The organism is Bradyrhizobium sp. P3_C3 (assembly GCF_056402655.1).
The window spans coordinates 140,317-152,582 of sequence record NZ_JBFUGY010000009.1 but is presented as its reverse complement, the minus strand read 5'-3'; the positions used below and the strand labels follow the sequence as shown (position 1 = coordinate 152,582).

The window sequence follows — 12,266 nt, the reverse complement described above, 5'->3', positions numbered from 1 at the left end:
GCGAACGTCCCCTCGTGACCCGAAGCGGACATTACGGATATTGGTGGCTGTGGAAATCGACGTGACTCAATGCTCACCTCCTGAGTTGCAAGCGGAACGACGCAAAGCATGAAGAGCGGCACAGAGTCGCTGCACCCATGTGCCCCGTGCTTCATCCGAACAACAGGAGAATTGCATTTTTCACAGCGCATTCGGTCAGGACAGCTGACGGTGCGCGCTGCGTATTCCGGGCATGACGCTGACGTTCGCCGCGTTCCATGCTATTATGCTAATATTCCAGGTCGTTCGGTCGAGCCTTGTATTGAGGTCAAAACCGATGATTGGAGCCACCATCCCCACATACTTCGTCAGTCCAAGGCGAAGCATCAAGAAAGCATGATCACGTTGACGCTCGGCGCCGGCGTGCAAACTCGATTTGACAGGAGAAAGCATACGCAGGTCGATTTCAACTCACGGCAGTTCACGGCGGAGACCTGAACCGCCGCTTGATCTAAGGAGGCACTCATGAACTCCATCAACGTGCGCATAGTCCCCACAGTCACCGCAGCGATGAGACTCACCAAAGCAACGGCTTTTGCTGCTGCGCTCGTGTCCTTTGCCCCCGCGGCTGTCGCGGGAGAGCCGATTGAAAAGAAGGGGACTACTCCTTATGTGACGCACTTTATTTTTCGGCCCTTGATGAGCATTGACACCGCCGAACTCGGCAAGGCCACTACGCTGGAGGCGGTCGGGACCACTCAAAACATGAAGGGAGAGAAGATGCTGGACAAGATGTCAGCACGCTGCGTGGCGCTGAACGTCGCGTCCGGAGACAAGAAATACATTGACGGCGCTTGCGTGCTCGCCGACAGCGACGGCGACAAGATTTTCTCGACCTTCGATACTCGAGACCTCGACAAAGCCCAGCCGAAGATGGATTGTGGAACGCATATCATCACCGGCGGCACCGGTAAGTATAAGGGCATCACCGGAAGCGAACCATTTGCGTGCATAGCTATGCCTGCGCTGGCTGGCTCTGGCGATTATTTTGCGATGGACATCCCGCACAATACGTCCTGGGAAATCAAATGATCCTGAACCCGATGTCGCCGTAAAGACGGTTGTTGAGGCGGCCATCAATCGCTGAACGAGAGCCTAGCCCACCACAGCTGGGCTCTTCTTCTGTTCGTAATTTGGGTCAGATGGTCCGCTTGTGGCCCCAAGCGGTCGACCCGGCATGTCCGCTAGATGTCCGCTCCTTGGGGGTGAAGCAGACTTGATATGCTCAGCCCGAGTTCTTTCGGGTGTGCCCCGAAGGCGAAGTCGCCGCTGTCCGTTTGCATGTCCGTTAATGGAGAGCTGAGCCGACTCGTTGTGCTCGCGGCGAGTCTTTCCGTTGATGAGTGCGGCCCATCGCCTAGGTTGCGGTATCCAATACGTCGCTGAGCGAGGCGCCGATCATACGTCCGGCGGCAGTGGATAGCATTGCTGCCTGATCAGTCATTCGCGCCGACCTCCGTAAAAAGGAACCCCGCGGGCGTCTTGGTAAAGACGAAGATGAGCTCGCCGCAGAAGACGAAGTAATTGTCATTGTTCTCTTGATCGCGATCGTAGACGGCCTTGCCGCGCTGGATACACGCGCGATTTTTCGCCGTGAACGAGGTCGGATAGGTCTTGGCGCGAAATTGCGCGGCGTCGCGAATTGCGCTGTCGTTCATGAACGGCAATCGTGTCATACCGGCGACGGCGGCGGAATCGTTTGTCCTCAGCGCCGCGCGAAACTTCTCGATGAAGCCATCGAATTCCTTCTGCAAGGCAGGAGAAGCGACGGCTTTCTTCGGCGCCTGGGCGACGGCTGGAGCAAGGTTCACGAGAGCGGTTACGAGCATAATTCTCAGCAAAAATCCCACGGGTCGGCTCCGTCCATCGTCCAATCAAGGTCTTCCGACCGATCCAAATCCGTGGTGTTCTGTTGCGTCAAGGACTTTCTGGCTCTCCGGCGCAGCGTTAACCCCGCCAAGGCGTGGACCAATAGCATTTGCCGGAGCATGAGCTGGCATGTTTTGCCGCGCTCGCTTATGGCCGTTAGCCGAAGGTCAATTGAGCGCGTGTCATGTCGGCTGTCAGGGGCAAACCGGACGCCGATACAGCTTGGCGCCCACTGCTGCTTTTGACCCGAAGCCGACGTTTTGGGCGTTTGCGACCTCGCCCGCCGCGTCAGTGCTACCACGCGCAGACCCATTTCTTTCAGCTGTCGCCTTGTCACAAGCCATGCAAATTCGGGACGCCAAGCAACGCGCCTTTGAGGAATGATCCGTGGCGGACCTTTGATCTAGATCAACTGAAGCCTGCGGCATTTGGTATCCGCCATTGTTTCCGATGTCTCGTCAAAAAAAGGGAGTCTCAAATGCCGCGTACCCGTGAGGAGGATAATCGGCCCAAGCGAAGAAACCGCTTACTCGACCGTCGCAACTTGCTACTCGGTGGCACCGCGCTCGCCGCCGCTTCGGCACTTAACTCCGCTACATCAATTCAAACCGTCCAAGCGCAGCAAGCGGCAGGTCAGAAGCCCAACGTCCTCGTTATCATGGGCGATGATGTCGGCTGGTTCAACATCGGCGCCTACCACCGCGGAATGATGTCGGGCAAAACGCCAAACCTCGACAAGCTGGCGTCCGATGGCATGATGTTCACCGATTACTACGCCGAAGCGAGCTGCACGGCAGGACGTGCCAACTTCATCACTGGCGAGTTGCCAATCCGCACGGGACTCACGACTGTCGGTCAGGCCGGCGCCGATGTTGGCATACCTGACCAAGCCGTGACACTTGCTACAGTGCTCAGGTCACTCGGCTACGCAACCGGACAGTTCGGTAAGAACCACCTTGGAGATCTCAACAAATATCTCCCGACGGTGCATGGCTTCGACGAATTCTTCGGTTACCTGTATCACCTCGACGCCATGTCAGACCCGTACTGGTACTCGTTCCCCGCCAACCAAGACTACTACAACAAGTACGGCCCGCGCAGCCTGATCCATAGTTACGCGACAGACAAGGACGACCCGACCGAGATGCCGCGCTGGGGTAAGATCGGCAAGCAGCGGATCGTCGACGAGGGGCCGCTGCCGCCGTTCGCCGATATGTCCAACGTGCCGAACATGCACGATCTACCGTTCCTGAAGGCGAAGTACGACATGACGACTTTCGATGAGGTGTTGGTCAAAGCCTCCAGTGACTTCATGGACAAGGCCAAGCGCGACGGCAAGCCCTTCTTCGTCTGGCACAACACGACGCGCATGCACGTCTGGACATTCCTGTCGAAGAAATACAGTGCGATGCAGAACCACGATACGAACTACGGTCTCGAGGAAGCCGGCATGGCCCAGCTCGATGACAGCGTCGGGGCCCTGCTTAAACATATCGACGACATGGGCGAAACCAACAACACCATCGTCATCTTCACAACGGATAACGGTGCCGAGGTGTTCACTTGGCCGGATGGCGGCATGACCCCGTTCAAGGCCACCAAAGGGACCAGCTATGAAGGCGGCTTCCGCGTGCCGGCCATCATTCGCTGGCCGGGCCGTATCAAGCCGGGTTCAGTGGAGAACGGTATCTTCTCCGGGCTGGATTGGTTGCCAACCCTGACCGCCGCGGCAGGAAACCCGAACATTACCGACCAGCTTCTCAAGGGCGTGACGCTGGAAGGCCGCACCTACAAGAACCATCTCGACGGTTACAATCAGATGGACCTGCTGACGGGCAAGGGACCCTCCGCTCGCCATGAGATCCTCTATTTTGCCGGTCCGCATCTCGGTGCCGTCCGCATGGATGATTTCAAGTTCCAGTTCTTCCAGCAGCCCTACGGGTGGCCGGGCGAAAAAGTTACGACCGATATGCCGACCATTATTAACATCCGCCAGGACCCGTTTGAGCGGACGCCGATAACCCGAGGTGAAAGCCTGAACAATGCCGGCGGAGGCTACATGAACGATTTCATGGGCCGCGAGTTCTGGCGGTTCGTTGTTGTTCAACAGGAAGTTGCCAAGCTGGCGCAAAGCGCCATCGATTATCCTCCTATGCAAGCACCGGCGAGCTTCAACCTTGAAGCCGTAAAGAGGGAAATTGAGGAGAAGATCAAAGCACACCAAGGGCAATAGCCGGTCCGTCTTTCAACAAGCGGGCGCTCTCCAGAGAGCGCCCGAAATCCTCCAGCTCACTCAGTTCGCCCAGACAATTCCTTGCCAAGCGCATGTCGGCTGCTGGCCCTTAGCCGAACAAGGCTGAGACCATTGTAGTGTCGGCTATCGGCGGCAGACCGGACGCGGGGCCGTCCTCACTTCGACCGCCGCTTGTGACCCATCTCCGACATCACCCCTCTGGCACCCCGGCCATGCGCATGCCCTCATAGAAGCGCTCGCGTCCAGCGAGGTAAGTCGGATTGTCGCTCGGCACGTTGGCGCGGAAGCGGGAGATGGTGAAAGTCGGGTCGAGCGCAAGCCCTGCTTGGGCCGCGGATCGCGCCTCATCAAGCTGACCGAGGTGCGCTAGCGCGGTGGCAAGATAGATATGCGCGCGTGGATGATTTCGGTTGATCTCGACCGAGCGACGTAACCGTGCGACCGCCTCCTGGTCGGCGCCGAGCTGCAGCTTGGCGAAGCCCGCGAACATCATCCAAACAAAAGCCTCCGTATCACGAGGACTGAGGCGGAGTGCCTCTTGGACATGGGCCTCAGTCTCCTCGCCGCGACCGAGAAGATACTTGGCGCGACCGATGTAGGCGTGCGCATTAGCTAGGTTTCGATCCAGCGCCAATGCCTGCTCGCATTCAGCAATGCCTTGGGCCGCGCGGTTTGTGAACATTTTGATGTTTCCTAGAAGCCAGTGGGCGCTTGCGTGCTGGGGGGCCAGGGACAGAGCCTTGATCAAGGCCGTCTCAGCCGCTGCGAGACGCGCGGCCCGCTCAACGGTCAAAGCCATGCCAACAGCTGCCGCATCAACAACTGCCAATCCGACCAGCGCTTCGACATTTTTGGGATCGAGCGCCAAGGCGCGTTGAAAAAAGCTGCGCGATTGCGCAAGATACTCGGAAGTCCTTCCCTTGTTTAAGCAAGCCATGCCCTGGAAAATCAAATCCATCGCATCGGGATGCAGCGAACGCTCCGCCCGCCGCGCCTCAGCTTCAACAAGTTGAGTATTTAGCGTGTTGGCGAGCCTCGATACGATTTCGTCCTGCATATCGAATAGATCAGCGACTGGCTTATCGAACCGTTCGGCCCACAGGTGTTTGCCAGTCTCGGCGTCGATCAGCTGAACATTCACGCGAAGCCGGTTGCCACCACGCTGCACCGAGCCCTCCAGTACGTAGCGGACGTTTAACTCGCGCCCGATCTGCTTGAGATCAAGCGCTTTGCCTTTGAACGTAAATGCGGTGTGTCGGCCAATCACGAATGAGCCATTGATGCGCGACAAGTCTGTGGTCAGGCTCTCGGTCACACCGTCAACGAAATAGTCTTGCTCGGGATCGCCACCAATATTCGCAAACGGCAGCACCACCATGGACAGACGCGGCGCTGAAAGCGAGCTTGGCGTCGTGCTGCCGACCTTTGTCACCGGGCTAAGTCCCTCTCGGGCCACGGCATAGGCTCGGATCGGACGAGCAATATTCTTGAGGTTCTGCTCGCCCAGATCGGTGAACTCAACCCCGACCTTGCCTCGGACTTGATCGTAGGCAGAAGACGAGATGCAGATGCCGCCGGGTTCTGCGATGCTCTCAAGTCTCGCCGCGACGTTGACGCCATCTCCAAAGATGTCATGGGGCTCGACAATTACGTCGCCGATATTGACGCCCACGCGCAAAGCAATGCGTCTGTCTTCCGCGTCACCAATTGTAAGTTCCTTGATGCGGGTTTGAAACTGAACAGCAGCCCGAACCGCTTGGACCGCACTCGGAAAGTCCGCCAAGAACCCGTCTCCGGTGTTCTTCACCACGCGGCCACCGTGCTCGGCGATACTCGGTTCAACAGCGTCCGCTAGGAGTGCCGTCAGTTTGGCATGCGTCGTTTCTTCGTCATGGTGCATGAGCCGCGAATAGCCAGCCACGTCGGCGGCCAATATCGCCGACAACCTGCGCTCGACCCGGACCGGCCGCTCTTCTGCCATGGCACGCTATCCAACCCACAGCACACTGTATGACGGATCAGACGGCAGTGCCAAGCACGCCTTGACGGGATGCCAGGGTTGATGTCGGCTATTGGCCCGTTTGAGACCTGGCGAGGGGTACTAAAGATGTCCGCTCACTGGGGCTGACCGGAAGTCGTCTCGGGAGAACCAAACCGACGCGATTGACCCGAAGCAGACCAAGGCTTGGAGAATGGTCACAACAGCCGAGCCGTTCGAGCTGGACCAGGGCACGGACGCGGAGCGTAACGCCCGTCGTGGTTAACGCTTAGCCCGTGTTCCTGACCGCCTCAGCTAGAATGGCGTACAGCTGCTGCTTGCTGAATTCCTTGGGCTGCTGCCTCTCTGCGGTGCTCCGCGACACCTTCTTCTCTACTCGACGTACCAGGGCGGCCGACGACGCCGGCCTTGGCTTCGGGGGCGGCCTTATCTTGGGTCTTGCTGTTGGCGGCTTGTGGCCACGCTTCAAGCCCGAACGGGTTAACATCCCGCAGACCGCGTTACGGCTACACCCGAGACGGCGCGCAATCTGTGCCGCGCTCTGTCCTGCGGCCCAGAGCCTTTTGAGCAGCGCTACGTCTTTCGCATCCCAGCCCATGAGAGATTATAGCGCGGACTGGCCGACTCTGGCTAGTCCAGCCCGCTCGTGGGAATCCCTTCTATAGATTCACGACTTGGCTCTACAAAGCTGGTGATCTCTCCGCCCAAGCCTTGGTGGCTTGGCAGATTTCCATCGCCCGGGCGTAGGCGGGGCGTGCCGTCGTGCGGGCGAGATAGGCACGCTCGACTGAACCCGGGGTATAGTTGCTGGTTCGCAGACCAAGCAGGAGAGCGTAGCTCACTGAAATGTCAGCAGCAGTGAAGCGGTCTCCGGCGAGAAATGGACGATTTGCGAGACGCTGGATGACCAATCCCAGCCGGCTATGAAAGGTCTCCAGTGCCCAGATTGTGACCCGGGCGTTTCGCTCTGCTGCGGGGGCGAATGCGCGACCGACGATGACGGCGTTCATTGGTCCAGCGAGCCCGGCCTCTCCCAAATGGAGGAATTGCAGATAGGCGGCGAAAGCCGGATCATCCGGGGCGACGGCGAGCGGGCTCGGGCCGTGGCGGGCGAGCAGGTATTCGAGGATCGCGATCGACTCGACCATGATCATCTCGCCGTCCTGCAGCGCCGGGATAAAGCCGGCGGGGTTGATCGCAAGAAAATCGGGATCATTCTCGACAGCGAACAGATCGACCGGGCGCAGCCAATAAGCCACCCCCAATTCCTCGAGCAGCCAAACGACACGGAACCCACGACCTTCGCCATAGACAGTGAGCATCCTTGAGCGTCCTTACGTTGGCTTAAGTGCCTTAATTCGCTGGAGCGAGATTTCCACACCTGCTGCTATCGCTCCGACACGATATGCACAAGGTTCGTCGAATACACGGCATCATGCAGCGCCGGTCCTCCCTACTTTATGGGTTCACGGCCTAGTCTTCATCCGGCTCGCGTACGACTGCCGGCTCGTCGGCTTCATCCTCCTCTTCGTCGTCCTCTTCGTCCTCCTCGTCTTCATCAGGATCTCGGGGCGGCATCGCGGTGCCCATAGCTACGAGCGGCGTCCAGACGGTGGCCGTGATGAAAAATGCTTCGAAATCGTGTTGCCTCATGTTGTTACTCCTCGAAAAGCATGAGCAGTCGAATATTCCTGACCGACGACATCCGGATGTCCAGGGCGCGATCGCCCCTGCGCGACGGCGATCAGATCCACAGCAGTGGCAGGGGCCGGCACCCCACACAACTGGCGGCGTTTACGAGTACTTCATGCCGAGGACGCATCAGGTTCCATATTTACCAACACTTCGCCGGCAGTGATTTCGGGATCCCCAAGATCGAGGTCATGCAGACTTGCTTGAATAAACTCCATTATCCTGGCGTTCGCTGCATTCGCGCTTTCGCGGTCCTCGAATATCATCACGGCGACACCGACGCCGTCGCCCCCATCCAGCACGTAGTAAGATCTGAATCCGGGCGATTGCCTCAGGATCTGACCGACGCCGCTCTTGGCGCGACGAGCAGCGTCCGCAACCGAACGAACCTTGGTGTACTTGCGAATGACGATGTACATGAGGTCACCGCGCGTTACAGTTCCCGCCCCGCGCATCAAAGCATACCGGGTCCCGGTTGGACCAGAGCGCTGCTTCCCGAACGGCCGCGCGCCTTTCTCCAGCGAGCCAACCTCGCCCCGCAAGCGGGGGCGAGGTGCCGAGGCTCAGGACCCCTCGAACTTGAACGAGACGTTGAGCTTGGCGCGATAGGACTCGACGTTTCCCTTCTCATCCAGTTGCATATCGAGCTTGACGACCTCTGCAATGCGAAGATCCCGGAGAGTTTTTGCAGCTTGCCCGACCGCATTGGCGGCCGCCTTCTCCCATGAGTCACTGCTGGTACCGATCAGTTCAATGACCTTGTAGACGCTATCAGGCATATCGTCCTCCTGTTCGGTCTGAAGCAGGAAGCAGGTGCTCCCCACCGTTGTGAAATCTAGCATCAGGATGTCGGCGCTGATACGACGCGATACGGTCCCGGACGTCGCCCGGGGGCCCGATAAGGACAAACCGCATTTGGCGGGGATGGCGGCTTTTGGCCCGAAGCAGGCCGTCGCCCGTAGCGGACCATCCCATCAGAGCCGTGATCACCCTCGCCGCGGTCATGGTAGGGTGGTCTTGTTCTTGCTGGCGAGCCAAAAGGTGACAGCCGATGAAGTGTCTTCGGATATACGCAACCCCGGACGGTGAATCTCACTTCGGTGAGGTGGAAATCCCCATGACGGCAAAGCTGACCGTCGCTCCCGGTGCCAAGCCGTTTCAGGTGTCCCAGCGCTATCCCGCGTCAAGCATGGAGGTTACTCAAATTCCTGCCGGTATGCGACAGGTCAATTGGCACACCGTTCCCGCGCGGGTATTGACTGTGAGGCTGACTGGTGCGGTCGAATACGAGACGAGCGACGGCGAGGTGCGGCACGTCTCTGCGGGCGAGTTCGTGTTGGTGGAGGACACACACGGAAAGGGCCATCTGTCTCGTCATTCCCCAGACGAGCAAACCGTTCTCTGGATCAGGCTACCCAACGGCCTCGATTTGCCGTCCCCATAGTTTGCAGGGATCGCCATCGCCCACGACGCCGAAAATCTGCAAATGGGCTCATCGCCGACAAGGCGGGCCGCGGCTGTTGTCAGCATCTGCCCCAAAGCGGACGTCAACCGTCGATGCCGGCAAACCCGCTCGGTGACCACGGTCGCTATGCCTCTGTTGGTGACGGCTGCAATCCTAAGGGCTCGCGTGGCGCTGAGCGGGAGGCGATGGCAAGACTCGGAATCGCGCCCCATCGTGTCGAATAGAGGCCGTGCCGAAACCGGCGTCGCTTGCGCCAAGATGTAGGATGGGTAGAGCTCTTGCGAAACCCATCGCCCCCGGCACGCCGATGCAGCGCCCGTGTCACTCTTTAGCTCGATGCCGTTGCGAGGATCAGGTTTGATGGGTTTCGCTTCGCTCTACCCATCCGACGAACTACGTCAGTGTCAGCACGCCTTAAAGGTGGGACGGCACCCCTGCCGCCATGAATAGCGGCCGTCACAACGGTTGCACTTCCATAGAAAGCCGTTGTTACACTTGATCCTGGTGATGCAGTAGTTCTTGTATGCTGCAGGCGATTGCGCTGAGGCAGAGGCGATGCTGAGCGCAAGTGCTCCGACACTCATGGTCGCAACCAGGGCGACGAGAGCAAATGGTTTCGCTATCGTAGTCATGGTCGGTCCCTCCCTGGAGGCATGACAATCGCCGCATCAGAGTCGCCCCACGTTGCGATGATAGCAGAATTCACACGAGCAGGCGCTAAGATTGCTGGGTAATTTCGTCGCAACCTTGGGGTGTCTATAAAGGCTACCGGCATAGCGAGTCCGGCGCGATCTGACGGCCAAAGCGGACATTTGGCGATCCATCTCAATTCACGGCTCACGCCATCGTTTTCACGCTCTCGGCTCTAGCGCTTCGGCCGCACCACCCGCGTCAGCATCGGAAAATGCTTGTTGCCGCCTGCGAATGGCGGGAACTGGACGAAGTCCGCGCGCATGCGCTGGATCACGCCGGAGCCGAGCGCGTGCGCGAGGGCTTGCGGGCTGTCGAACACCAGCTTGTTGCGCTGCATGTGCTCGACGCGCTCCGACGGCAGCCGGTCGATCCAATCGATCCGGGTGTAGATCTCGATCTGGCGAACGTCAGGGAAGGTTCGCATGATCGATGGATGATGCTCCAGATAATGCAGGTTCCAGGCGTTCATGTCCTCGGCCGGGCCGGGATAGTGCACGAGATAGCTGCACGGAGTGGTCGTGCCTGCCGGATGTTCGGCGACCTCGACGGGAAACGCGCGTGTCAGCATGACCTGGTGCGTGACATCCAAGCCGGTGAGGCTCGCCAGTCCGGCCCCCGTCGCGAGACCGGCAAGGATGCCACCGCGATCCATCGCTGCCTCGCAGGCGAACAGGTCGGGAAACCGGAGTTGAAGCGCAAACACCGGGCCGGAGCCATCGGCCTTGTAGGGATGATCGACCGACTGTTCGAGCGGCGTGAACAGCAGGCCCTCGGCCATATCAGGGATCGATCCGACCAGCTCCGCGACGGCGATGACCTCGTCGGGATGAATTCGCCGTTCGCCTGCCGGGTCGGAGAATGTCATGAACAGCGAGATCATGCGGGCGTTGCCTCAGCGCCCTCGCCCACGCTCACATGCGCCATCAGCGCGGCGCGAATGTCATCCGGCCACGGGATCGCATGGTGATCCACCAGCGACGTCGCCGCAAGGATCTGGCGCGCGCGCCAGCGCATGCCGTTCGCGCCGGAGACGACATGCTCCAAATGGAGCGACGATCCGCCGACCCGGCTAATGCGCAATCCGAACGTCAAGAGATCGCCGAACATCGACGGCCGGGAAAAGTCGCAGGTCAGGTGCACCGTGGGCGTCCCGATCTTCCGGACCGTGATCAGCTCCGGCCATGGAAAGCCGATTCTCGCCCAGAAGTCTTCGACGACCCCATTGAGGATGTTCAGGTAAGACGGGAAGTACGCGATCCCAGAAGGATCGCAGTCTCCGAATCTCAGCTCGCGATCGAACGAGAACGTCGTCATCAGATCGCGACGACCGGATGCCTAATGACACCGACCCCGTCGACCCCCGCTTCCACCACGTCACCCGGCCACAGCCATTCCTGGGGAGTCCTGCCGGCGCCGACGCCTTCCGGCGTTCCGGTCGCGATGATGTCGCCCGGTTCGAGTGTCATGCCCGACGAAATGTCGGAAATCAAAACCGGGATGTCGAAGATCATGTATTTGGTATTGGAGTCCTGCTTCATGACCCCGTTCTTCGTCAGCCACAGCCGGAGGTCATGCGGGTCCGGAACTTCGTCCGCGGTCACGATGCAGGGGCCGAACGGCGCGTAGGTGTCCATGCCCTTGGAGAAGATCCACTGGCCGGCGCGGCGATTGTCGCGTGCGGAAATGTCGATCATCACCGAATAGCCGAAGACGTGGTCCATCGCCTTGTCGGTCGCGATGCGGGTTGCGGTCTTGCCGATGATGACGGCGAGTTCGACTTCCCAGTCGAGCTGCTGCGTCATCTTCGCATTGTGCTGGATCGCGCCGCCGGGGCCGATCACCGACGTCGGCGGCTTGGAGAAGACGACCGGCTGCTTCGGCAGGTCCTTGTCGGTATCCAGGCTCTTGGCGGACTCAGCCACATGCGCACGGTAGTTCAGCCCGATGCCGAAAATGTTCTTGCGGGGCCGCGGGATCGGGGCCTGCAGCTTCACGTCCACGAGCGGAACGGCGGAGCCGGCCGGCAAGCGACCATCGGCATCGTCCAGACGCTCCTGCAGCGCCGGCAGCAGCGTCACGCTGTTGTCGATGAACGACAGCATGTCGCTCGGCCATGCAAAGCCCTGCGACGCACCGAGGTGCTCGACGTCCACGACCAATCCGTCAACGAGGACCCCGAGGCGGGCACCGCTGGAGCCCAAGGTGTAGGTAACAAGGCGCATGAAGCTTTATCCGGCTCTTTCGGTTGAATTCTT

At 59.6% G+C, this 12,266-nt stretch carries 14 protein-coding genes; 4 read left to right on the top strand and 10 right to left on the bottom strand.

All coding sequences use genetic code 11. The features are described 5' to 3' along the window. The first annotated feature begins 108 nt into the window (after positions 1 to 108). Together AC1DW2_RS13030 and AC1DW2_RS13025 are read left to right on the top strand one after the other, a co-directional pair. Positions 109 to 477, top strand: coding sequence for a hypothetical protein (locus AC1DW2_RS13030; RefSeq protein WP_201266186.1), 369 nt, complete (start codon positions 109 to 111; stop codon positions 475 to 477). A gap of 27 nt (positions 478 to 504) precedes the next feature. After that, positions 505 to 1,071 (top strand): hypothetical protein, encoded by a 567-nt coding sequence (locus AC1DW2_RS13025; RefSeq protein ID WP_063984233.1) that lies wholly within the window; start codon positions 505 to 507, stop codon positions 1,069 to 1,071. Positions 1,072 to 1,475: 404 nt separating this feature from the next. On the opposite strand, the gene AC1DW2_RS13020 is transcribed toward AC1DW2_RS13025, so the two are convergent. Further along, on the bottom strand, positions 1,476 to 1,889 hold the full coding sequence (locus AC1DW2_RS13020; protein ID WP_477006243.1) for a hypothetical protein: 414 nt from the start codon (positions 1,887 to 1,889) through the stop codon (positions 1,476 to 1,478). Between the two features lie 497 nt (positions 1,890 to 2,386). On the opposite strand from AC1DW2_RS13020, the gene AC1DW2_RS13015 reads away from it, so the two are divergent. Then, entirely contained in the window at positions 2,387 to 4,141 is a 1,755-nt protein-coding gene (locus tag AC1DW2_RS13015; protein ID WP_477006242.1) for an arylsulfatase, read from the top strand. Positions 4,142 to 4,352: 211 nt separating this feature from the next. On the opposite strand, the gene AC1DW2_RS13010 is transcribed toward AC1DW2_RS13015, so the two are convergent. The 6 genes from AC1DW2_RS13010 to AC1DW2_RS12985 all read right to left on the bottom strand — a co-directional run bounded on the left by AC1DW2_RS13010 (position 4,353) and on the right by AC1DW2_RS12985 (position 8,632). Further along, positions 4,353 to 6,143, bottom strand: coding sequence for a tetratricopeptide repeat protein (locus AC1DW2_RS13010; RefSeq protein ID WP_477006241.1), 1,791 nt, complete (start codon positions 6,141 to 6,143; stop codon positions 4,353 to 4,355). A 286-nt stretch (positions 6,144 to 6,429) separates the two neighbouring features. Next, complete coding sequence (locus AC1DW2_RS13005; RefSeq protein WP_085401706.1) at positions 6,430 to 6,759, bottom strand: GcrA family cell cycle regulator; 330 nt, start codon at positions 6,757 to 6,759, stop codon at positions 6,430 to 6,432. An 82-nt stretch (positions 6,760 to 6,841) separates the two neighbouring features. After that, entirely contained in the window at positions 6,842 to 7,483 is a 642-nt protein-coding gene (locus AC1DW2_RS13000; RefSeq protein WP_477006240.1) for a glutathione S-transferase family protein, read from the bottom strand. Positions 7,484 to 7,634: 151 nt separating this feature from the next. After that, positions 7,635 to 7,814 carry a hypothetical protein gene (locus tag AC1DW2_RS12995; protein WP_477006239.1) on the bottom strand — a complete coding sequence of 60 codons (180 nt, stop codon included), beginning with the start codon at positions 7,812 to 7,814 and terminating at the stop codon, positions 7,635 to 7,637. Between the two features lie 152 nt (positions 7,815 to 7,966). Beyond that, the gene (locus AC1DW2_RS12990; protein ID WP_071917568.1) at positions 7,967 to 8,272 is read right to left on the bottom strand and encodes a hypothetical protein; all 306 of its coding nucleotides are present in this window, start codon (positions 8,270 to 8,272) and stop codon (positions 7,967 to 7,969) included. A 144-nt stretch (positions 8,273 to 8,416) separates the two neighbouring features. Next, the gene (locus tag AC1DW2_RS12985; RefSeq protein ID WP_063986511.1) at positions 8,417 to 8,632 is read right to left on the bottom strand and encodes a dodecin family protein; all 216 of its coding nucleotides are present in this window, start codon (positions 8,630 to 8,632) and stop codon (positions 8,417 to 8,419) included. Positions 8,633 to 8,904: 272 nt separating this feature from the next. Here AC1DW2_RS12985 and AC1DW2_RS12980 point away from each other — a divergent pair, with 272 nt between their 5' ends. After that, positions 8,905 to 9,297: a cupin domain-containing protein gene (locus tag AC1DW2_RS12980; protein ID WP_477006238.1), complete on the top strand. Its 393-nt coding sequence runs from the start codon at positions 8,905 to 8,907 to the stop codon at positions 9,295 to 9,297. Between the two features lie 886 nt (positions 9,298 to 10,183). On the opposite strand, the gene AC1DW2_RS12975 is transcribed toward AC1DW2_RS12980, so the two are convergent. Genes AC1DW2_RS12975 through AC1DW2_RS12965 form a run of 3 tightly spaced genes read right to left on the bottom strand, consistent with a single transcriptional unit; the run spans position 10,184 to position 12,233 of the window. Beyond that, positions 10,184 to 10,891 carry a hypothetical protein gene (locus AC1DW2_RS12975; RefSeq protein ID WP_477006237.1) on the bottom strand — a complete coding sequence of 236 codons (708 nt, stop codon included), beginning with the start codon at positions 10,889 to 10,891 and terminating at the stop codon, positions 10,184 to 10,186. After that, on the bottom strand, positions 10,888 to 11,325 hold the full coding sequence (locus tag AC1DW2_RS12970; RefSeq protein WP_477006236.1) for an acyl-CoA thioesterase: 438 nt from the start codon (positions 11,323 to 11,325) through the stop codon (positions 10,888 to 10,890). Before AC1DW2_RS12970 ends, AC1DW2_RS12975 begins: the two co-directional genes overlap by 4 nt. After that, positions 11,325 to 12,233 carry a fumarylacetoacetate hydrolase family protein gene (locus AC1DW2_RS12965; RefSeq protein WP_477006235.1) on the bottom strand — a complete coding sequence of 303 codons (909 nt, stop codon included), beginning with the start codon at positions 12,231 to 12,233 and terminating at the stop codon, positions 11,325 to 11,327. Before AC1DW2_RS12965 ends, AC1DW2_RS12970 begins: the two co-directional genes overlap by 1 nt. Positions 12,234 to 12,266 lie beyond the last annotated feature (33 nt).

Excerpts from the sequence above, each read along its gene's own strand:
- AC1DW2_RS12975 (WP_477006237.1), bottom strand. The coding sequence starts at position 10,891 with ATGATCTCGCTGTTCATGACATTCTCCGACCCGGCAGGCGAACGGCGA.
- AC1DW2_RS12985 (WP_063986511.1), bottom strand. The coding sequence starts at position 8,632 with ATGCCTGATAGCGTCTACAAGGTCATTGAACTGATCGGTACCAGCAGT.
- AC1DW2_RS13005 (WP_085401706.1), bottom strand. The coding sequence starts at position 6,759 with ATGGGCTGGGATGCGAAAGACGTAGCGCTGCTCAAAAGGCTCTGGGCC.
- AC1DW2_RS13025 (WP_063984233.1), top strand. The coding sequence starts at position 505 with ATGAACTCCATCAACGTGCGCATAGTCCCCACAGTCACCGCAGCGATG.
- AC1DW2_RS12990 (WP_071917568.1), bottom strand. The coding sequence starts at position 8,272 with ATGTACATCGTCATTCGCAAGTACACCAAGGTTCGTTCGGTTGCGGAC.
- AC1DW2_RS13000 (WP_477006240.1), bottom strand. The coding sequence starts at position 7,483 with ATGCTCACTGTCTATGGCGAAGGTCGTGGGTTCCGTGTCGTTTGGCTG.
- AC1DW2_RS12980 (WP_477006238.1), top strand. The coding sequence starts at position 8,905 with ATGAAGTGTCTTCGGATATACGCAACCCCGGACGGTGAATCTCACTTC.
- AC1DW2_RS13030 (WP_201266186.1), top strand. The coding sequence starts at position 109 with ATGAAGAGCGGCACAGAGTCGCTGCACCCATGTGCCCCGTGCTTCATC.
- AC1DW2_RS12970 (WP_477006236.1), bottom strand. The coding sequence starts at position 11,325 with ATGACGACGTTCTCGTTCGATCGCGAGCTGAGATTCGGAGACTGCGAT.
- AC1DW2_RS12995 (WP_477006239.1), bottom strand. The coding sequence starts at position 7,814 with ATGAGGCAACACGATTTCGAAGCATTTTTCATCACGGCCACCGTCTGG.
- AC1DW2_RS13010 (WP_477006241.1), bottom strand. The coding sequence starts at position 6,143 with ATGGCAGAAGAGCGGCCGGTCCGGGTCGAGCGCAGGTTGTCGGCGATA.
- AC1DW2_RS13015 (WP_477006242.1), top strand. The coding sequence starts at position 2,387 with ATGCCGCGTACCCGTGAGGAGGATAATCGGCCCAAGCGAAGAAACCGC.
- AC1DW2_RS12965 (WP_477006235.1), bottom strand. The coding sequence starts at position 12,233 with ATGCGCCTTGTTACCTACACCTTGGGCTCCAGCGGTGCCCGCCTCGGG.